21 protein-coding genes are annotated in these 17,952 nt (G+C 63.8%); 9 read left to right on the top strand and 12 right to left on the bottom strand.

Features of this window, described 5'->3' with window-relative positions; all coding sequences use genetic code 11:
* Positions 1-29: 29 nt before the first annotated feature.
* The 3 genes from MchiMG62_RS09505 to MchiMG62_RS09495 form a co-directional block, all read right to left on the bottom strand.
* Positions 30-620, bottom strand: coding sequence for a 50S ribosomal protein L15e (locus MchiMG62_RS09505; RefSeq protein WP_221056749.1), 591 nt, complete (start codon positions 618-620; stop codon positions 30-32).
* A 578-nt stretch (positions 621-1,198) separates the two neighbouring features.
* The gene (gene moaC, locus MchiMG62_RS09500; RefSeq protein ID WP_221056748.1) at positions 1,199-1,693 is read right to left on the bottom strand and encodes a cyclic pyranopterin monophosphate synthase MoaC; all 495 of its coding nucleotides are present in this window, start codon (positions 1,691-1,693) and stop codon (positions 1,199-1,201) included.
* 58 nt (positions 1,694-1,751) lie between these two features.
* Positions 1,752-3,155 (bottom strand): NAD(P)H-hydrate dehydratase, encoded by a 1,404-nt coding sequence (locus MchiMG62_RS09495; protein WP_221056747.1) that lies wholly within the window; start codon positions 3,153-3,155, stop codon positions 1,752-1,754.
* 788 nt (positions 3,156-3,943) lie between these two features.
* Here MchiMG62_RS09495 and recJ point away from each other — a divergent pair.
* From recJ to MchiMG62_RS09475, 4 genes are read left to right on the top strand one after another with little or no spacing between them, the layout of a single operon-like run.
* Positions 3,944-5,341, top strand: a complete 1,398-nt coding sequence (recJ, locus tag MchiMG62_RS09490; protein ID WP_221056746.1) for a RecJ family nuclease — start codon at positions 3,944-3,946, stop codon at positions 5,339-5,341.
* Positions 5,283-5,783: a PUA domain-containing protein gene (locus MchiMG62_RS09485; protein WP_221056745.1), complete on the top strand. Its 501-nt coding sequence runs from the start codon at positions 5,283-5,285 to the stop codon at positions 5,781-5,783. The genes recJ and MchiMG62_RS09485 overlap by 59 nt, the downstream gene beginning before the upstream one ends.
* Entirely contained in the window at positions 5,765-6,106 is a 342-nt protein-coding gene (locus tag MchiMG62_RS09480) for a nascent polypeptide-associated complex protein (RefSeq protein WP_221056744.1), read from the top strand. The genes MchiMG62_RS09485 and MchiMG62_RS09480 overlap by 19 nt, the downstream gene beginning before the upstream one ends.
* Positions 6,103-6,828: a methyltransferase domain-containing protein gene (locus MchiMG62_RS09475; RefSeq protein ID WP_221056743.1), complete on the top strand. Its 726-nt coding sequence runs from the start codon at positions 6,103-6,105 to the stop codon at positions 6,826-6,828. The genes MchiMG62_RS09480 and MchiMG62_RS09475 overlap by 4 nt, the downstream gene beginning before the upstream one ends.
* Positions 6,829-6,937: 109 nt before the next feature.
* On the opposite strand, the gene MchiMG62_RS09470 is transcribed toward MchiMG62_RS09475, so the two are convergent.
* Positions 6,938-7,243 carry a hypothetical protein gene (locus MchiMG62_RS09470; protein ID WP_243670424.1) on the bottom strand — a complete coding sequence of 102 codons (306 nt, stop codon included), beginning with the start codon at positions 7,241-7,243 and terminating at the stop codon, positions 6,938-6,940.
* Between the two features lie 289 nt (positions 7,244-7,532).
* Positions 7,533-7,718 (bottom strand): hypothetical protein, encoded by a 186-nt coding sequence (locus MchiMG62_RS09465; RefSeq protein ID WP_221056742.1) that lies wholly within the window; start codon positions 7,716-7,718, stop codon positions 7,533-7,535.
* A 185-nt stretch (positions 7,719-7,903) separates the two neighbouring features.
* Here MchiMG62_RS09465 and pyrB point away from each other — a divergent pair, with 185 nt between their 5' ends.
* Both pyrB and pyrI read left to right on the top strand, forming a co-directional pair.
* A complete protein-coding gene (gene pyrB, locus MchiMG62_RS09460; protein ID WP_221056741.1) occupies positions 7,904-8,800 on the top strand; it encodes an aspartate carbamoyltransferase in 897 nt (298 codons plus the stop codon).
* Positions 8,797-9,264 (top strand): aspartate carbamoyltransferase regulatory subunit, encoded by a 468-nt coding sequence (pyrI, locus tag MchiMG62_RS09455; protein WP_074370564.1) that lies wholly within the window; start codon positions 8,797-8,799, stop codon positions 9,262-9,264. The genes pyrB and pyrI overlap by 4 nt, the downstream gene beginning before the upstream one ends.
* On the opposite strand, the gene MchiMG62_RS09450 is transcribed toward pyrI, so the two are convergent.
* From MchiMG62_RS09450 to MchiMG62_RS09440, 3 genes are all read right to left on the bottom strand, one after another.
* Positions 9,257-9,715 (bottom strand): phosphopantetheine adenylyltransferase, encoded by a 459-nt coding sequence (locus tag MchiMG62_RS09450; protein ID WP_221056740.1) that lies wholly within the window; start codon positions 9,713-9,715, stop codon positions 9,257-9,259. The genes pyrI and MchiMG62_RS09450 overlap by 8 nt on opposite strands.
* 170 nt (positions 9,716-9,885) lie before the next feature.
* Entirely contained in the window at positions 9,886-10,713 is an 828-nt protein-coding gene (locus MchiMG62_RS09445) for a DUF7847 domain-containing protein (RefSeq protein ID WP_221056739.1), read from the bottom strand.
* Between the two features lie 2 nt (positions 10,714-10,715).
* A complete protein-coding gene (locus tag MchiMG62_RS09440; RefSeq protein ID WP_054848243.1) occupies positions 10,716-11,306 on the bottom strand; it encodes a pyruvate kinase alpha/beta domain-containing protein in 591 nt (196 codons plus the stop codon).
* 152 nt (positions 11,307-11,458) lie between these two features.
* Between MchiMG62_RS09440 and MchiMG62_RS09435 the strand changes: the two genes are divergently transcribed.
* Together MchiMG62_RS09435 and MchiMG62_RS09430 are read left to right on the top strand one after the other, a co-directional pair.
* Positions 11,459-12,628: a redox-regulated ATPase YchF gene (locus MchiMG62_RS09435; protein WP_221056738.1), complete on the top strand. Its 1,170-nt coding sequence runs from the start codon at positions 11,459-11,461 to the stop codon at positions 12,626-12,628.
* A 119-nt stretch (positions 12,629-12,747) separates the two neighbouring features.
* A complete protein-coding gene (locus MchiMG62_RS09430) occupies positions 12,748-13,068 on the top strand; it encodes a hypothetical protein (RefSeq protein WP_054848245.1) in 321 nt (106 codons plus the stop codon).
* Positions 13,069-14,045: 977 nt separating this feature from the next.
* Here the strand turns inward: MchiMG62_RS09430 and MchiMG62_RS09425 are convergent.
* Genes MchiMG62_RS09425 through larB form a run of 4 tightly spaced genes read right to left on the bottom strand, consistent with a single transcriptional unit; the run spans position 14,046 to position 17,560 of the window.
* A complete protein-coding gene (locus MchiMG62_RS09425; protein WP_244987668.1) occupies positions 14,046-14,900 on the bottom strand; it encodes a hypothetical protein in 855 nt (284 codons plus the stop codon).
* A gap of 55 nt (positions 14,901-14,955) precedes the next feature.
* Positions 14,956-16,239 carry a hypothetical protein gene (locus tag MchiMG62_RS09420; RefSeq protein ID WP_221056737.1) on the bottom strand — a complete coding sequence of 428 codons (1,284 nt, stop codon included), beginning with the start codon at positions 16,237-16,239 and terminating at the stop codon, positions 14,956-14,958.
* Positions 16,240-16,283: 44 nt separating this feature from the next.
* Positions 16,284-16,790 (bottom strand): nicotinamide-nucleotide adenylyltransferase, encoded by a 507-nt coding sequence (locus MchiMG62_RS09415; protein WP_221056736.1) that lies wholly within the window; start codon positions 16,788-16,790, stop codon positions 16,284-16,286.
* The gene (larB, locus tag MchiMG62_RS09410) at positions 16,787-17,560 is read right to left on the bottom strand and encodes a nickel pincer cofactor biosynthesis protein LarB (RefSeq protein ID WP_244987667.1); all 774 of its coding nucleotides are present in this window, start codon (positions 17,558-17,560) and stop codon (positions 16,787-16,789) included. The genes MchiMG62_RS09415 and larB overlap by 4 nt, the downstream gene beginning before the upstream one ends.
* A gap of 47 nt (positions 17,561-17,607) precedes the next feature.
* Between larB and MchiMG62_RS09405 the strand changes: the two genes are divergently transcribed.
* The gene (locus MchiMG62_RS09405) at positions 17,608-17,943 is read left to right on the top strand and encodes an ABC transporter permease (RefSeq protein ID WP_221056735.1); all 336 of its coding nucleotides are present in this window, start codon (positions 17,608-17,610) and stop codon (positions 17,941-17,943) included.
* Positions 17,944-17,952 lie beyond the last annotated feature (9 nt).

The following is a 17,952-nucleotide window of genomic DNA, read 5'->3' as shown; positions in this document are numbered from 1 at the left end:
CGTGGGTAGGCCGTATGAAAAAAAAGTAGTTATTTGCCGCGGTTCGCGTGAGAACGGATGCTCGGGCGCGTCTTCTCGGTTCCACGCCCGCGCGTCCGCATCCCGCGCCCCTTAATGCCGGCGGAGGTCTTGCCGCGCTCTGCCCGGCCCCGGTGAGCCGGGTTCGCCAGCCATGCGAGGTTGCGGTCGCTCTTGATCGACGGGTGGTGCCCGTCGACCATGATGACCTCGAACCACTTGGAGCGTCCGTCCTCACCGACCCAGTAGGAGTTCAGGGCTTCCATGTTCGGGAACTTGCGGGATGCGCGCTCCTCGGCCATGCGCTGCAGGCTCTTTGCCGGGGTCATCCGGCGCATGCCCATGCGTGCGGTCCTGCGCCCGCGGATGTACCGGGGCTTCCTCCGGCCGCCGCGGCGGACCTTGACCCGCACGACGACGATCCCCTGCTTGGCCTTGTAGCCGAGCGACCGGGCCCGGTCTATCCGGGTCGGGTGCTCCACGCGCACGATACTCCCTTCGCGCCGCCAGGTCTGGAGCCGCTCCCAGAGGAGGGCTTTCACTTCCGACCGGTCGGGCCGCTTCCATGCCTCACGTACGTAGGCATACATCGATTTTGCCATGTTTAGAATCACCTCAGGTTCAGCGTTTCCGCCACATTCCTTTCCGGGACGTATCCCGTGGTTCCTAACAGGTTGACGGGAGCACAAATAAAGGATTCCCCCGGGGTCCCGCGCCCACCGGGGGCTCCGGCATATTGACTCGCCTTATTCTGAGATTTTGCCTCACGCGAAGAGCGACGGATGGGACATCCGGAGTTTGAGAAGACCGAAGGTCTTCGAAGTGCGACGTTCCGCAAGAACGGAGTATGAGCACCGAAGGTGCGAGGTGCGACGTTCCGCAAGAACGGAGCATGAGCACCGAAGGTGCGAGGTGCGAAGGACGCGAAGCCGCGAAGGAAAGTTGCAGCACTCCTCTACCGAACTTCGCGTCCTTCGCGGCTCGCACCTACGGTGCTCAAGCTCGCTGCGCTCGCACTTCGCGTGAGTTAATGGCCTATAAGCGATGATACGGCCTCACGCGAAGAGCGCGAAGCCGCGAAGGAGAGTTTCCGGTAACCCATCTACCGTTCTTCGCGGCTTCGCGTGATACCGGATCCTTCACACAAAGGGGCATGTGGGAAGATCGATTCCGCAGTGCATTACACTCCCTTGCGCTTCTCCACGACGCGGATGGCATCCATCCGGGTGACGGGATACTGCCCGTTCTCGTCTTTCTCCGCCGACTTCACCATGTCCCAGACGGTGAGGAGGGCGACGGAGACGCCGGTGAGCGCTTCCATCTCGACACCCGTCCTCCCGTAGGACTTCACGCGGGCGGTCGCCTCGATGTAGCCGTCGCCCTCCTCGAAGTCGATGGTGATGCCTGCAAGCGGTATGGGGTGGCACATGGGGATGAGGCGCGGCGTATCCTTCACCGCGAGGGTTGCCGCCACCCGTGCGGTCGCTAAAACGTTGCCTTTGACTGTAGTCCCTTCCCGGATGGCGCGGAGCGTCTCGCTCCGGAGGTAGATCCTGCCGCTCGCAACCGCTTCCCGGACGACCTCGGTCTTTCCCGAGATGTCCACCATCTGTGCGCGGTCGTTCTCGATGTGGGTGAAGACCGGGGTCTTACCGTGTTCGCCGGACTCGCTCATGTGTATCGCAGGAGATCTTCTCTTTTTCAGGGGATAAAAGAAGGCGGCTATCGGGAGGTCATTCCGGTGCGGGGGGCCGGAAGAGGATCTCTGGAATGTAGTCAGGCATATCGGTCGCGAGCAGGCCGCTTCCCCGCCCCTCCGCGGCAAGCATGCCGGCCCTGCCGTTCACGTACGCGGCGAGGCAGGCGGCCTCGAACGCGGGAAGATGGCAGAGGAGCGCGCCGGCGATGCCGGCTAAGAGGTCGCCCGTCCCGCCGGCGGTCATGGCGGGGGTGCCGGTCCGGTTGAACCTGACCCGCGAACCGTCGGATACGACGTCGACCGGGCCCTTGAGCAGGATGGTCCCGGTCGTTGCGGCGGCCTTCACGCACCGGCCGCGCGCGACAGGACCCGCCGGGGGCTCCGCCCCGGTCATCCGGGCGAACTCGCCTGCGTGCGGGGTGTAGACCGTCTCTTTCGCCGCCGGTAGGGGGCGGGCGAGCGCATCGGCATCAAAGACCGCCTTCTCCGCCGCCTCCGCGACGGCGAGCACGACGTCGTGGCTCTCCTTCCCGAGGCCCATGCCGCAGACGACGACATCCGCCCGGTCGACGAGGGAGAGGATCGTCTCCAGGTGGTCGACGGTGATCGCCTTCCCCTCCAGCCGCTCGTAGATCAGGTCGGGCATGGGGATGTACGCAGGCGAAGCCACCCGCACGATGTCGGCCCCGGCGCGGAGCGCTCCCATCGCCGCGATGTAGGGCGCCCCCTGGTAGGGCCCGCCCCCGACGACGAGCACCTCGCCGCCGGCGCCCTTGTGGGCCTCCGATCTCCGTGACGGGACAAGCGTGAGGTCTCCCGGGCCGGTGAATACCTCCGCCTCGAGCGGGATGCCGATATCCGCGACGTCCGCGCCCTCAACCTTCGGGCGGTGGAACGAGAGGATCCGGCTCGCACGGATGCCGGGGGTGGGGGTGTCGACGGCGAGGACCGGGGCGCCGCTTCCGTTCGCCCGGGCGACGAGGGACGCGAGCGGTTCCCGCACTGCGCCCGACGCTCCGGTGCCGAGCATCGCATCGACGATGACGTCGGCGCCGTCAAAGAGGCGGGAGAGCGCCTCGACGTCTGCGGCACACCGGACGGGGTGGAGGGCAACGGAACAGTGCCGGAGGAGAGCGAGCTGGGCGGCGGCCGAGGCAGTCGTCGAGCCGCAGTCGGGATAGACGACGTCGACCGCATCGAGGTGCTGGAGGTAGCGGGCCGCCACCATCCCGTCGCCGCCGTTGTTTCCCCTCCCGCAGAGGACGAGGACCCGGGAAGGACCTTGGGCGAGGACGGCGTTCGCGACCGCCCTCCCGGCGCTCTCCATCATCAGAAGCGACGGGTAGCCGAGCGCAACGGCGTTCCCCTCGACCGCTCTCATCCGCCCGGCGTCGATAACGCCGGTCTCCAGAAACTCCCGCATATCGCTTGTCGTCATGTCCCGTCCCTCCAGGAGCATTGTCTGATCGGTGCTTGGCTTTTCTTTCTTAGATAGTTTTAGTTTCTGACTGGAGAAACGCCGGGAGGGCTGTTGGTTTAAAGCAGCGTTGACAGGCAACACCCACGGGTGCCAGGATTGTTCTCGACCGCACGTGCCTCACGCGGATTTTCCGTGGAAGTCGCACCTTTGGTATTCGAGCTCCTGCCCGTAGGACAGTCGCATTCCGTTAGAACGTCGTACCTTCGGCCAGCTGCCAGTCCAGGATCTCAGGTTTTCTCCGGCTCCGATTCTTCGCGCCTCACGGTGCCCACGCTCCCGGCCTCCGATCAGTTGCGTAACGAACCATCGCCTATCGCCACGCACTGCCCCCGCACCCTGGGGAGGGGTGCGATGGGCCGCAGGGCCGGAGCATGAGCACCGAAGGTGCGGGTGAGGAGGCCGAAGGCCGGGCGGGGTGCGACGGACGGGACGTCCGGAGTTTGAGAAGACCGAAGGTCTTCGAGTGGGGGTCACAGGAAGAGCCTTACCGGGTAGAGACAGGGGAGGGGGGATGCTCCCCCCTCCCCGCGAGCCGCCTCCCCCAGTGGCGATATCCGGTGGGAATCCGTGTAAGGGCATGTGCAACCGGGAGGAATGTAAGCACCAGTGGGTGCGGGTTACATGGTCCGTCGTTTGAAGACTCAAGCCACTCATGCTCCAGTTCTCCATTTCGCCGACCTCCCCAAACCTTCGCCCTCTCCGCACCCCCATGCTTTATTGACACTTCACGACGCACTACTATGGAGATGGGCTTCGAGAACGATCTGCGGAGAGCGGCGGATATCATCGGTGATGCGGAGTCGGTGACGATCGTCTCCCACATCGACGCCGACGGCATCAGCACGGAGGCGATCCTTGCGCAGGCGCTTGCCCGCGAGCAGAAGCCGGTCGAATCGGTCTTCGTCCGCCAGCTCGAACCGATGGCGATGCGCCACGTCCCGAAGGACAGCTCCCTGAAACTCTTCGCCGACCTCGGGGCCGGGCAGCAGAGCCTTCTTGAGGAACACGGTCTCTGCGCGGACGAAGTCCTGATCCTCGACCACCATGTCGGCCAGCCCTCCGGCACGGCCTACCCCCAGGTGAACAGCCTTGACTACGGCATCACCCGGATGAGCGCCGCCGGGATCGCGTATCTGGTCGCGAAGGCGCTCGATTCCACGAACATCGACCTCGCGAAACTCGCCGTCATCGGGAACGTCGGGGACATGATGGCCCGCGAGAACTGCGGGCTGGTCGGTCCGGCACGCGAGATCGTCCAGGACGGCGTGGAGTACGGCAACATCCTCGTGCGGGGCCGCGACCTGAACTGTTACGGGACGTCCACCCGCCCGCTCCACGTCTGCCTCGGCTACTGCGACGACCCCTATATCGACGGGATCTCGAACAACACGAACGCAGCACTCCGGTTCCTCGAGCGGCTCGGCGTCGAACTGAAGAACCCGCGGGGCGGGTGGCTCGTCTGGGAAGAACTCCCGTTCGAGGACCGGCGCACGATCATCAGCGCCCTTGCCCAGCAACTCATCGCCCACGGGAGGGAGACCGACCGCCTGCTCGCCGAGACCTACATCTTCCCCGACGAACCGGAGCGGACGCCGCTCCGGAACGCCTCCGAGTACGCCACCCTCCTGAACGCCTGCGGCCGGTGGGCAAAACCCCGGATAGGGAGCAGCATCTGCCACGGGGAGCGCGGGGAGGCCTATCGCGACGCTGAGCAGATGCTCGCCCACCACCGGACGGTCATCCGCGACCTGCTCCAGTACATCCTCGATACCGGCGTGACCGAGTTGTCCCACCTCCAGTACGTCCACACCGGCAACCGCTTTCCCGACACCATCGTCGGGATCGGGGCAGGCATGGCGCTCTCCAAACTGAACTGGAAGAAGCCCATGATGGTGCTCGCCGCGATGGTGGACGAGCCGGAGGTGACGAAGGTCTCGATGCGGACGAACGAGTGGGTGCTCGGCCGCGGGGTCGATCTCTGCGAGGCGCTCATCGAGGCGTCGGCAGAGGTCGGCGGCGCAGGCGGCGGGCACCGGATCGCCGCCGGAGCATTCATCCCCCACGATACAGAAGAGGAGTTTGTTGATGGTGTCAACCGAATACTCAAACGACAGTTCGCTTCGGCGGATCCGGACGATAGCTGACTTCCAGTTCGGCGCAGGAGCCGGTGCCGCGATCTTCCCCGACGAGTGCGCCTTCCAGTTCTCGACGACCGGGCGCATCCGCCAGGTGCGCCTCGGAAAGGAGAGGCTTGCGACCGTTCGCGCGCAGGACGGCCGCCTGACCCTCGGGATAGCCGCAGCGGAGCGCCTTGCCGCCCATCTCGCCTCCCCGGCCTACCGGGTGGCGGTGCAGGAGGACGTGGCGCCGTTCGTCGCTGACGGGAAGAACGCGATGGCGAAACACGTCGTCGCTGCCGACGAGGGCATCCGTGCAGGAGACGAGGTGCTGGTGGTGACCGGCGACGACGTCCTCCTCGCCACCGGAGCGGCCCTGCTCTCCGGGCGGGAGATGCTGGCATTTAATTACGGTGTAGCGGTAAAAGTACGGCAGGGGAGAGGTTCCGAATGTTTCCAGGAAAGATAAACCCGAAAAAGATGAAGCAGATGATGAAGCAGATGGGCATGGAGATGGAGGAGATCGAGGGCGTCGAGAAGGTCGTCATCTACACTCCCGCGGGAAACTACGTCTTTGACGATGCCCAGGTCGTTGCGACCACCATGCAGGGGACCACCACCTACCAGCTCACGGGGGAGGCCCGGTTCGAGGAGGCCGTCCCGGAGATCCCCGACGACGACGTTGCCCTCGTCGCATCGCAGGCCGGGGCAACCGAGGAGGCCGCACGGGCGGCGCTCGTCGAGACCCGCGGCGACATCGCCGAAGCGATCCTGAAACTCGCGCAGCAATGATCGAGACCGGCGAACGTCTTCTGCTCGTCGGCAATGACCGCGAGTACTTCGTGACGGCGGGCGAAGGAAAGTTCTCCACCGACCGGGGGATGATCGATCTATCGGCGCTCGTGGGCATGAACCCGGGAGAAGAGATCCGGACTCACCTCGAGATCCCGTTCACCGTGCTGCGCCCCCGGCCAACCGACTTCTTCGTCCACGCAAAACGGAGCGGCGCGCCTATGCTCCCGAAGGACATCGGCATGGTGATCGCCTACACGGGGATGAACCGCGACGACCATGTCCTCGACGCCGGAACCGGGAGCGGCGTCGCCGCAATCTACTTCGGGAGCATTGCCCGTAGCGTGAAGACCTACGAGGTGCGGCCGGAGTTTGCCCGGCTCGCGGAGAAGAACATCCGAAACGCCCGCCTCGATAACGTCGAGGTGGTCGCTGCCGATATGCTCGAAGCGACCGGCGAGTTCGACGTCGTGCACCTCGACCTCACGATAACGCCGGCACACGTGGAGCACGCCTTCTCGCTCCTCTCGCCCGGCGGCTATCTCTCCTGCTACACGCCGTTCCTCGAACACACGTTCGTCGCGCTCGACGCCGCAGCGCCGCTCTTCCGCGACGTCCACTGCTACGAGTGCATGGAACGGGAACTGACGCGCTCCGCCCGGGGAACCCGGCCGTCGACCCGGGTCGGCCACAGCGGCTACATCACGGTCGCAAGAAAGTGAACTGCCCCTGACTGGAGTCAGGGGTGTGATGCGATCAGGACATGGCGTGGACAGGGCGAGAGCGGGTGAAAAATAAAATTCGTTCTTTTTCCGAAAAGGAGCACCCGCTTCACTTGATAAGAATTTCAGCGGATACTTTGATAGGATTTACAGGGGATATTCGCCCGTTATTATTGGTAAGCATTATGCCTGAGAAGAATGCGGTAATAGATTTGAAGTCGTCCGATTCGAGTACAAAGTAGAGCGTATGCTCAGTTGGACAGGAATACGCTCCGTGAACCTTTACACCGAGTTTTTTCGCTGAATCCTCCATTCCATCGATCCAGAGCCTGGTTTCAGGAATGAATTCCTTCCTTGCAAGACAGAGTTCAGGCGTATGTACGAGAGTAGCCACAAACATCATGGTCCTCACCACAGCCCAGAACACTATCGTGCTTTATAATACCATTACCCACCATGGGATCCGGCCAAGACCCTTGAAGCAGTTCGTGAACAGACGAGAAAGGTGGTTGATCGACTGTTGCAGGGTTACGGGAGGGCGAGCGCCCAGTCCCTGCAGCGTACGACGTGGTCATGTTAACCCACCTCCAGCAGGGTACATTGCGGGGGATGAACGTGATCCTGACGAAGGGGCGCCATATCCACCCCCATGCGGAGGAGGCCCCATTATCATGCCGCCAACGAACTCTGCCAGATAGGGGGTTTCATTCCTTCAGCGGGTGTTCCCACCCGGTATAGCCGCAATAGATGCAGCAGTCCCCATCGCAGTGCCTGCACCTCTGCGATGGCTGCGGCACCATCACCGTGCCTTTTTTGTTGCAGTACATGCACCCGGCCCCCTCGCAGTGGCAGCAGACCTCAGGCGCGTACTCTACATTCTCCTCAGACATGTGCTCCAGCTCCAGATGGTAGTATGAGGCGGGCGGAGATGAGAAAGGTTGTCATGGGGGTAGACCCACGCACCCGAAAAAAAGGTATTTAGTGGGTGCGCGGCGAACCATTATGCAGGAGAGAAGAGGGGCGGAATAATCCGGGCTCCCGTGCCGGATCAAATGCCCCGGAAGGTAGCCGCACGATGTATCACATTATCTCGATCCGCGATTTTGAAAGGAGCGATCTCGATTACCTGCTCGACCGGGCGCAGGAGTTCGATACCGGCAATTATCGGCCCGGAATGCTTGACGAAAAACTCGTTGCGCTTCTCTTCTTCGAGCCCAGCACCAGGACAAGGATGTCGTTCGCGACGGCGATGGCCCGGCTCGGCGGAAAGTCGATCAGCGTCGACTCCGTGGAGGCGAGTTCCATCGTCAAGGGAGAGACGCTCGCAGACACCATCCGGGTGATAAGCAGCTACGTGGACGCCATCGTGCTCCGGCACCCGAAAGAGGGGGCGGCCAGGCTCGCAAGCGAGTTCGCCTCGGTGCCGATCATCAACGCCGGCGACGGCGCGGGGCAGCACCCGAGCCAGACGCTGCTCGACCTCTACACCATCAGGCAGTCGATGCCGGTCGACGGGATCGACGTCGGGCTTTTAGGGGATCTCCGCTACGGCAGGACGGCGCACTCGCTCGCACTTGCCCTCTCCCTCTACGGCGTCACGCTGCACACGATTGCACCGGGGGGGCTCGAGATGCCGGCAAACATCGCCCTTGAACTCCGGGAGCGCGGCATGGAGGTCGTCGAGCACCCGAACGTCGAGGAGGCGATCCGGGAACTCGACGTCCTCTACGTGACGAGGATCCAGCGCGAACGGTTCCCGGACTCGGCATCCTACTACAACGTCGCGTCCAGTTACCGGATCACGACCGACCTGCTCGACGGCGTGAAAGAGCGGCTGATGATCCTCCACCCGCTCCCGCGCGCGGGAGAGATCGACCCGGCGGTGGACCGCACGCCGTACGCACGCTACTTCGAGCAGGCGAGGAACGGCGTCCCCGTCAGGATGGCGCTCCTCCACGAGGTGATGAGATGAGCCGGAAAGATCCCTCAAGAGGGCTGCTCGTCAGCCCCATCAAGAACGGCACCGTCATCGACCATATCACGGCCGGCGAGGCGCTGAACGTGCTCCGGATCCTCGGTATCACCGGGTCGACCCGGGAATGCCTGAGCATCGCGACGAACGTCGAGAGCAAGCGGATGGGGAAGAAGGATATCGTCAAGATCGAGAACCGCGAGCTCCGGACGGAGGAGGTCGACCGGATCGCCCTGCTTGCGCCGCATGCGAAGATCAACATCATCCGCGACTACAAGGTCGTGGAGAAGAAGGGTGTGGAGATCCCGGAGATCCTCCGGGGCGTGGTCAGGTGCCCGAACCCCGGCTGCATCACGAACACGAACGAGCCTGTCGCGAGCACGTTCGAGGTGCTCGACAAGGGGTTGCACTGCCTCTACTGCGACTGGCTGATCAAGGACGATATCGCAAACCACATCATCTGATCAGGCGTCCGTGCCGGTCGATCTCGCCCCGGCAGATACGGGTGCTCGAGATCCGCCGGCCGTCCTCGGCGAGGACGCACGAGATCTCGTGAAGGTCCACCTTTCTTTTCCCGCGCTCGCGCCGGATTTCGTTGATCTCCACGGCGACCGGGAAGGTCTCCTCGGAGACGACGAGGATATCGAAGTCCGCAACGATGGCGCTGCCGTAGCGGTCGGCAAGCGGTTCGACCGTCCACGTTGCGGTGTAGCCGTGTTCGCGGATAAACAACGTGATGTTCTCAAGCCGTTTTTCGTAGGTGTGGACGGGGTGCACCTTTGCACCGGCAAACTCGTCGGTCGTCAACCCGATGATCACCTCTCCATCGGGCCCGGCAAGCTCGAAGGAGCGGGAGAGGAGTTTCCGGTGCCCGGCATGCAGGGGATCGAACGTCCCCCCGACCATCACTTTCATCCAGAGGCGTTAGCCGCGAGGGGTTTTATGGGTAGTGATCGGTGGTGGGGGTGCGAGGGTTCGTAGAACCGGAGCATGAGCACCGTCAGGTGCGAGTTGTCCCCGTCTCCACGGTTCACTCTATCAATCGGGCACGAGGAAAAAAAGAATAAAACGCCTCTCCGGCCACGTCAGTATTTATACCAGCGCCCCTTCTCGTCGTACTCTCCCTGCTGCATCTGGGAGACGCCCGCGTGGTTTCTGAAGAAACTCGCCTTGTAGGCGTAGAGGAAGACCGAGAAGAGCACGATCACGACGGCATAGACGATCGCGGTGATCCATATCCCCTCCGTCCCGATGAGCGCGAGGAGATCCTCCGGCATCACAGCCTGGAGTTCGTCGGGGCTCATGGTGGTGAGCGGTTCGAGTTTCTCCAGGAGGAGAGCCGTCCAGGCAAAGAGGGCCAAAAAGCCGAGCACCGCGAAGACGACGATGTTTGTCAGGTAGAAGACGAGAACGCTGCCGAGGTTGTTCATGACGAACTCGATGCTCCGCCGGATCGACTCAAAGACGCCCGTCTCTTCAAAGACCGCCACGGTGTCGTAGAAGAACGTGAAGAAGGCGATCGAGAGGATGACCCCGAGGAGGAGCGGAGCCATGGTTGCGGCGGCTCCGGCACCGATGAGCGCGAGCGGTATCGCGAGCAGAATGATGGTCAGGATGACCGCGAAGAAGATGACCAGCGCCGGGAGGAGTATCCGGAAGTAGTAGGTCTTCCCCGACTGCACGAACTCGCCGACGGAGAAGTTCTCCGCACGGATCGTGCCGTAGACGCCGCCGGCTAAAAACGGCGTCACGAGAACCTGCAGGAGCGCCAGAGGCTCCGTGTAGAACGCCCCGCCGTAGATAGGGATGACGAGGTTGAGAACCGCGAGAGCGCCCATGACGAGGCCGACCGACCAGAGGACGGGGTGCTGCCGGAGGAGTCCGGCGGCACCGGTGACCGATTCGAGCGTCATGTTCACCGGTTCCTCGGCATGGCGACGATCTCGCGCACCTGCAGGTCGAAGAACGTTGCGGTATGCGCGGGACGGATGACGCAGACGGTATCGGCGCCGGTCGCAGTGCCTCCGACCGCGACCACCTCTTCATCGACGCCGACCGCTCCCTGATCCGCCGCGATGAGGACGCACTCCACCGCGACCTTCAGGCCGACCGCGACAGTCCGCCGCAATGCCTCGGCGATTGCTTCCGTGCGGGAACTCCCGCCGAGTTTCGGCGAGCGGGATATCGCGCGCTCGAGCCCGGAGAGCGCGTGCGTGCCGGTGACGATCTTCGCGCCCTCCGCCCGGAGAGTCCCGGCTGCCTCCGGCGAGAACTCCCACTCGCCGGGCTTTGAGAACCCGACCGCGTGGGTGACGACGATCAGTTCGAGGTCCGTTCCCGCCATTGCATCCCGGAAGGCAAGCGCCGTCCGGCCGCTGCTGCTCGCGACAACGATCTTTTTGACGCCGAGTTCCCGCGCCCGCTCGACGGCGAACCGGGCGGCGTCGCGAGTGTTCTCTCCACCCGGCGCATCGAAGTAGTAGGTATTCCGGGTTACGAAGCCCATGCAGTCATGTTGTCGTTGCTCCTAATTGAATCTCCCGTACCGATGATTGGGGCTGCAACGGAACGGCCGGGGTCGCTACGGCGGGGAAAGAAGGTGATAAATGGTGGATGGCCCAACACTACTCTCAGCCGAACGGTGCGGTAGGAGTTCTCATGATCACACTGGCCATTGCAGGAAAACCAAACTGTGGGAAATCGACGTTTTTCAGGGCAGCGACCCTTGCCCAGGCGGAGATCGCCAATTATCCGTTCACGACCATCGACGCAAACCACGGCGTCGCGTACGTCCGGACAGCCTGCCCGTGCCGGGAGATGCAGGTTCCATGCGAGAACTGCCGGGACGGGGTCAGGTTCATCCCGGTCGGGCTGATCGACGTGGCGGGCCTCGTCCCCGAGGCGCACCTCGGGCGGGGGCTCGGCAACCAGTTCCTCGACAACCTCCGGCAGGCGGACGCCGTCATCCAGGTCGTCGATGCCAGCGGGTCGACGGATGCCGAAGGGAACCCGATCGATATCGGTTCGCGCGACCCCATAAAGGATATCGAGTTTCTCCAGTACGAGATGTCGATGTGGATGTACGGCATCCTCTCGCGTAACTGGGCGAAACTCCTGCGGCAGGCTCAGGCGAGGGACTTCTCCCTCGCGGCGGCGATTGCCGAGGTCTTTGCTGGTCTCGGGATCACCTACGAGCACGTCCGCGACGCTACCGGGGCGGTCGGGATCGAACTCCGGACGGCGGGGGAAGAAGACCTGATCCGGTTCTGCCGTGAGTTGATGGCGATCAGCAAACCGATGCTGATCGTCGGGAACAAGGCCGACCTGGCGCCGGAGGGGTGCCTTGAGCGGCTTGCGAAGCACGACGTCATTTTTGCGAGCGCGGCAGGCGAGCTTGCGCTCCGGATGGCCGCGGAGGGGAAGTTCGTCCGCTACCTCCCCGGCGACCGGAACTTCATCGAGAACCCCGGGGCGAACCTCAGCGCCGCGCAGCGTGCCGGGCTCGCGAAGGTCGCGGAGTTCATGCAGAAGTTCGACGGCACCGGCGTTCAGAAGGCGCTGGACGCCGCGGTCTTCACCCTCCTCGACCGGATCGTCGTCTTCCCGGTCGAGGACGAGCATAAACTCACCGACGGCAAGGGCAGGGTTCTCCCCGACGCGTTCCTCATGAAGCGCGGGTCGACCTCCCGCGACCTCGCCTACCAGGTTCACACCGATATCGGCGAGGGGTTCCTGTACGCCATCGACGCAAAGACCGGGATGCGGATCAAGGATACTCAGGAACTGAAGAACGGCGACATCATCAAGATCGTCAGCGTCCGGAAGTGAGTTCCTGTGCACGGGGAGAGACCGCCCCTTCCCCGTGCCCCGGGGAGCGAACCGGCATCTCCGGAGCACCGGTACAAATCGGAAGACTTTTATATGGATTTGAGGAATATTCGATCATCATGAGCGGCGAGGTCTACCAGGCGCAGGTCCTCCGGAACTTCTTCGACACCATCACCGGAACGGACAGGAACCTGACCCGGATCTACATGTGCGTGATGAGCCTCGCCAAGCTCCGGATGGAGTCCCCCGAGAGGATGACGTTCCTCGTGGACCAGCTCCGCAAGTCTAGGCAGAAGCGGGAACTCTCGGTCGATATCATCGATTATATGTGCGACGTGGCGCGCGACCTCGAACTCGCCACCGTCCAGACCGCGTTCGGCGTGAAAGACATCAATGCGGTCGCCGACGAGTTCAGCGGGATCAGCCTGGACTCACTCTGATATTTTTTCCCGGAGACGGCCATTCGGCTACCTGGGGGTATCTCGATGCAGGCTCCTCCTTTTAGCGGTCCCCGGCCATCCCGCCCTTAGCGGCAATCTCATTCAGTGTCTCGCGCGAAGCAGCGAAGGCCACATTTTGCTCTATCGGGAGGACGGAGAGAAAACGCCGATACTCCCGAGGTTCACCGTCCGGGGAGATGTTGGAGAAAGTGCGGTGTCCCGGCTTGCGTGGGGGTTACGGCTTTCGTGGGGGTATCGCCATGCACTGCCCCCGCCCCCGGGGGCGGGGGAGGAGCGCCGGAGGCGCGGGTGGGGTGGGGGCTACCGGAAGGTCTTACAAGGTAGAGACAGGGGGGGGGGGGGGCCCCTCCCCGTCGGCCCCTCCCCCAATGGCGATACTCCCACGGTCCACTGCCCGAGGAGACTCGGGAGAAGAACCGTACACGGCTTTCCACCAGCAATCGCCACGCACTGCCCGCCCCCTTGGGGGCGGGAGGAGCGCGAAGCGCGGGCGGTGGGGGCTGACAGTATCCTCGAATCAGGTAGAGACAGCCCCTCCCCAAATGGCGATATCCCCACGGTCCACTGCCCGAGGAGACTCGGGAGAAGAACCGTGCACGGCTTTCCACCGGCTATCGCCATACACTGCCCCCGCCCCTCGTGGGCGGGGGAGGAGCGCCGGAGGCGCGGGCGGGGTGGGGGCTACGAGAAGATCTGTATGAGGTAGAGACAGCCCCTCCCCCAATAGCGATATCCCCATGGTCCACTGTATGGAAAGATGCTGGAGAAAAAGTGGAGTTCTGGCTCGCTCCGGAGGATTGGGCGGGAATTACAAGAAGACCCTTACAGAATAGAAACCCAAAAAGGAGCGGCGTCCCGGTTCGCTCCAGGATATGACCGTGGCATATGCCGCCCCGGCAACAGTAGGCACCGCTATCGTACTGAGACCGCGGAGGAGATCCCCTCGGTCAGCCCGCTCATCGGGTCAGTTTCTCTTTATACCCTTCCAGGATCTGGATGATGAAGCGCTGGTGCTCCTCCAGCGCCTGCTCGTCGTCGGGGGAGGTCTCGATCCCGACGACGTAGAGCAGGATCAGCGCGTTGTCGAGGTCGAGAACGGTCGGGTCATCGACCTGGTCCTTCGAGAGACGGACGGCGAGATCGTCGTAGTCCTCCTCCGTGAAGACATGCTCAGGATTCGTCGTCACCCTTGAGTCGGCGAAACCGCCTGCACGCTCCCTGAGGATCAGGAGTGCACGCTCCAGCAGAGCGGGGCGCGGGGTGATCGCGTCGAGCCGGGCAAGCGCCTCCGTGCTCTTCTCCATCGCGTTCGGATAAAGCCCGAACTTATACGTCAGCAGGGACTGTGCGACCAGATGGCCGGTCTCCTCGTCTATCCGGGCGAGGAGCGGGCCGACCCGGTCGATATATTCGTTTAACATCTGCTTCATTGTCTTCTCCTGTAGTTTCGGCGCGTTAAACACTTTCTCTACCCGAACTGCAAGGAAGGTGATCGTTGCCGCGAAGACCGCCTGCACGATTACGCCGCCCGAACTGATCTCATTGGGTATGACCAGAATGAGAAGTGCGAAGAGCGGCGTGAAGAGCGAGACGAGATCCCGCCGGGGTTTGTGGTAGGCCTGGTAGCAGAGGATGCACGAAGCGATCACGCATCCTGCGACACCTGCCCAGACGGCATAGGGAAAGGCGACGGATGCGAGCAGCAGTTCGATCCCGATTCCCAGAAACGAGACTGCAGGGACTGCTAACCAGAGGCGTGGCTCTGTTCCGGGTGTTGTGGCGTTGTTCGTCATCGACCGTCCTTGTACCATAATTATGCGCAGAGGGTAAACAGGGTTTCGCCCGGTGGGAGCGGCGTCTCGCTGATCAGGGGGACGGAAGTTCGGGTACCTCGACCTCCGTATCCCGGCCGGCGAGTGCAGCCGTGCGTGACCGGAGATTCTCGCCCTCGGCAGCATACGAAGCCTGCAGCGTCTCCCGCTGGCTCTCCGCGCGCCCCTTCGCGGCGGCCTTTGCCTCGGCCTCCCGGCGCAGTCCCGGGAGCGCGGTCTCGAGGCACTGCTCCTCGACCACCACCAGGAGCGCGGCCCGGGCTTCCTGCTCTGCCGCCCGCTTCACCCGGACGTCCTGCTGCTGCTCCAGCGCCCGCTTCATCGCGGCGGGCAGGGTTTCGGCGTCGGAGAAGAGGCGGAGTTCGTCCTGGTTCTTGAGGGGGAGATCCCCCTGCCCGATCATGGCGAGAACGACCGGCATCGCCTCTTCGGTCGGGCCGACCGGGTCTTTTCCATCGTCCGCATATGCGTCGAGCGTCCGGTCGATTGCCGCGGCAGCCGTGCTGTCCCCCGTCTTTTCTGCTACCTTCCCGCCCTTCCGGAAGACGTGGGTGGCGGTGGTCAGGAGAGTCGCCATCTCCCGTCCGGCCTCCCTGTCCGTGGCGTCGAGTGCCCGGATCTTCTCCTCGATCTCCTGCTTGCGGACATAGTCCGGGCGCTGTTTGAGGGCGGCAAGTTCCTCTTCCGCCTTGTGGATCGCGCTCTCCGCCTCCGCGAGCGCCGCCCCGTAATCCCGCATCTGGCCGTCGGCGGCGGCGTACTCCTCGCGGATCCGGACGATGGACGCATGCGACTCCCGCACGTCCTCCACCCGCTGCCGGTCGGCGCGCGCCCGACCGATTGCCTCGGTCATCGTGTTGACCTCCCGCCCCAGGTCTTTGACGGCTGCGCGCACCTCCTTCATCTCGTCCGGGTAGACGGAGGAGAGGTACTTCCCCTGCCCCTTCAGCGCCTTGAGCGAGCCCTTCAGGATCTCGGCGGCGGTCGCGTAGAACGTCTCGGGGTCGCCGGAAGGATCGCGGGAGAGGATCTGCGTCATGGACTTCGTGAACCCCGGTAGCGCCTTCCTGGAGATGTCGCGGAGCCGGGGGTGAACCTCCCCGTCGCCTTCGGCCGTCTCCATCCCGGCGACCGCTTCCCTGAGGTGATCGAGGATGCCGCGGATCGCCTCGCGCGACGGATTCGTCGCACCGGAGAGTTCGCGCCCGATCTCCTCCTCGCGGGCGTCGAGCCACGCGGGAAGGCCGTCGAACGAGAGTTTCAGGCTCCCTTCCTCCGGTTCGGTTCGCCGGAAGAGGTCTCGCAGTTGCTTGAACATGATTCATCCGATTAGGACGGGCTTACTCATCAGGGTTCCGCCCATCAGTCGCTCCCCGCGATCCGCTGCAGCCGCTCCACGCCGTGGATCTCGCGGATGACGTCCACCACGGCCGGGGGAACCAGGTGCTCCCAGGGTTCGCCGTCGAGCATCCGTTGCCGGATGACGGTTCCGGAGTGCGTCAGCCGCTCGTACATATCGGGCGACTGAACGTCGACCCCGGCCTCGGCGAAGAGCTGCATGACGAGAGGGTTCGACGAGTAGACCGTATCGAACGGCGGGGTCATCGAACGGACGTGGGCGGCCCAGAGAGCATTGCGCTGGACGTCCTCGATCGGGATGACGTAGAACGGGCAGTCGAGGTCGGCGAGCGACCGGGTGAGCATCAGCACCCGTTCCCCTGCCGTGAAGGGGTTCGCCACGGTATGGGAGATCTGGGCGCTCCCCACCCCGATGACGATCTCGTCGGCAGAGCTGGCTATCCGCTCCAGCACCGACTGGTGCCCGTTGTGGTAGGGCTGGAATCGTCCGACGTAGAAACCCCTGCTCATTCCCGGTTACCCCCGTGTGCGACCTGCGCGGCGAACGCGCCTGCCGTGAACCCGGCATCGATGTTCACGACCGCAAGCACCGAGCATGCCTGGAGCATGCTCGCAAGTGCCGCCTCGCCGCCGCCCATGTAGCCGTAGCCGGTGCTCACGGGAACGCCGATCACCGGGCGGTCGACCAGCCCCGCGACGATCGCGGGGAGCGTCCCTTCCCGCCCGGCGGCCACCACGAAGACGTCGGCCGGGATCAGGTCACGGAGCGCCGAGAAGAGGCGATGAATCCCCGCCACCCCGACGTCGTAGGCTGTCCTGACCTCGCACCCCATCTCCTCGGCGATCAGCCTCGCCTCCTCGGCAACGGGGATGTCGGACGTCCCTGCCGTGAGGATGGCGACGGTTCCCCGCCGGGGAACGGGCCCCTCCCCCGTCGAGAGGACGACCGCCCGTGCCGCCTCCCGGTGCTCCATCCGGACCTCCGGCGGCAGCCGGGCGCGCAGGGCATCGAGGTGCTCCGCCGAGACCCTCGTCGCGATGCACCTTCCGGCAGCCTTCACCTGCGCGAGCATGATCCCGGCAAACGCCTCCGGCTCCTTACCCTCGGCGAGCACCACCTCGGGCATCCCGCAGCGCACGCTCCGCCCGGCATCGATCCGGGCCATGCCGTCGATAACCTCGATGCGGAGCCCTTCGAGGGCGTTCGCCGCCTCGTCCTCAGATACCTCGTCGTTACGATACATCCGGAGGATGTCCTTGATGGTGGCATTCGGCAGCATAGTTCGATAACAAAAATAGGGGTGGAAGTATAATATTACTTCATCTCATGTCCTATCTTGCCTACGTCGCAGGGTTCGGCGTTGCCGTCACCGCTTTCCTGTGGCTCCGCGACCTGCGGATATTCTCCCGTACAGGCCTTGCCGGATACCGGAAGGCGGCGTACCTCGGGGTTCCCTTCACGGCGCTTGCCCTGCTGGGCTTCTTCGTGACCGCATACGCCGAAGCGTGGGAGTACCTCGGCCTCGGGCTGGTTCTCTTAGCCCTCTATCTCCAGGGCCGGGTCGAGAGGGAGAACGTCTGGCTGCACGGCGAGGGTGCCCGCAAGCGATTTTTCGGCAGTGCGGAGCGCATAAATGATAAGGGTTCGCGCAAGAGACTTTAATTCAGGAGA

The sequence above is a fragment of the Methanoculleus chikugoensis genome (assembly GCF_019669965.1).
GTDB classification, from domain to species: Archaea; Halobacteriota; Methanomicrobia; order Methanomicrobiales; family Methanoculleaceae; genus Methanoculleus; species Methanoculleus chikugoensis.
The sequence above is the reverse complement of the archived record's forward strand: the minus strand, read 5'-3'. Positions and strand labels throughout refer to the sequence as shown.

Excerpts from the sequence above, each read along its gene's own strand:
- MchiMG62_RS09445 (WP_221056739.1), bottom strand. The coding sequence starts at position 10,713 with ATGACGCTCGAATCGGTCACCGGTGCCGCCGGACTCCTCCGGCAGCAC.
- larB (WP_244987667.1), bottom strand. The coding sequence starts at position 17,560 with ATGCTGCCGAATGCCACCATCAAGGACATCCTCCGGATGTATCGTAAC.
- recJ (WP_221056746.1), top strand. The coding sequence starts at position 3,944 with ATGGGCTTCGAGAACGATCTGCGGAGAGCGGCGGATATCATCGGTGAT.
- MchiMG62_RS09420 (WP_221056737.1), bottom strand. The coding sequence starts at position 16,239 with ATGTTCAAGCAACTGCGAGACCTCTTCCGGCGAACCGAACCGGAGGAA.
- MchiMG62_RS09425 (WP_244987668.1), bottom strand. The coding sequence starts at position 14,900 with ATGGTACAAGGACGGTCGATGACGAACAACGCCACAACACCCGGAACA.
- MchiMG62_RS09485 (WP_221056745.1), top strand. The coding sequence starts at position 5,283 with ATGGTGTCAACCGAATACTCAAACGACAGTTCGCTTCGGCGGATCCGG.
- MchiMG62_RS09435 (WP_221056738.1), top strand. The coding sequence starts at position 11,459 with ATGATCACACTGGCCATTGCAGGAAAACCAAACTGTGGGAAATCGACG.
- MchiMG62_RS09450 (WP_221056740.1), bottom strand. The coding sequence starts at position 9,715 with ATGAAAGTGATGGTCGGGGGGACGTTCGATCCCCTGCATGCCGGGCAC.
- MchiMG62_RS09430 (WP_054848245.1), top strand. The coding sequence starts at position 12,748 with ATGAGCGGCGAGGTCTACCAGGCGCAGGTCCTCCGGAACTTCTTCGAC.
- MchiMG62_RS09465 (WP_221056742.1), bottom strand. The coding sequence starts at position 7,718 with ATGTCTGAGGAGAATGTAGAGTACGCGCCTGAGGTCTGCTGCCACTGC.
- MchiMG62_RS09405 (WP_221056735.1), top strand. The coding sequence starts at position 17,608 with ATGTCCTATCTTGCCTACGTCGCAGGGTTCGGCGTTGCCGTCACCGCT.
- MchiMG62_RS09480 (WP_221056744.1), top strand. The coding sequence starts at position 5,765 with ATGTTTCCAGGAAAGATAAACCCGAAAAAGATGAAGCAGATGATGAAG.
- MchiMG62_RS09440 (WP_054848243.1), bottom strand. The coding sequence starts at position 11,306 with ATGGGCTTCGTAACCCGGAATACCTACTACTTCGATGCGCCGGGTGGA.
- MchiMG62_RS09505 (WP_221056749.1), bottom strand. The coding sequence starts at position 620 with ATGGCAAAATCGATGTATGCCTACGTACGTGAGGCATGGAAGCGGCCC.
- MchiMG62_RS09415 (WP_221056736.1), bottom strand. The coding sequence starts at position 16,790 with ATGAGCAGGGGTTTCTACGTCGGACGATTCCAGCCCTACCACAACGGG.
- pyrI (WP_074370564.1), top strand. The coding sequence starts at position 8,797 with ATGAGCCGGAAAGATCCCTCAAGAGGGCTGCTCGTCAGCCCCATCAAG.
- pyrB (WP_221056741.1), top strand. The coding sequence starts at position 7,904 with ATGTATCACATTATCTCGATCCGCGATTTTGAAAGGAGCGATCTCGAT.
- moaC (WP_221056748.1), bottom strand. The coding sequence starts at position 1,693 with ATGAGCGAGTCCGGCGAACACGGTAAGACCCCGGTCTTCACCCACATC.
- MchiMG62_RS09475 (WP_221056743.1), top strand. The coding sequence starts at position 6,103 with ATGATCGAGACCGGCGAACGTCTTCTGCTCGTCGGCAATGACCGCGAG.
- MchiMG62_RS09495 (WP_221056747.1), bottom strand. The coding sequence starts at position 3,155 with ATGACGACAAGCGATATGCGGGAGTTTCTGGAGACCGGCGTTATCGAC.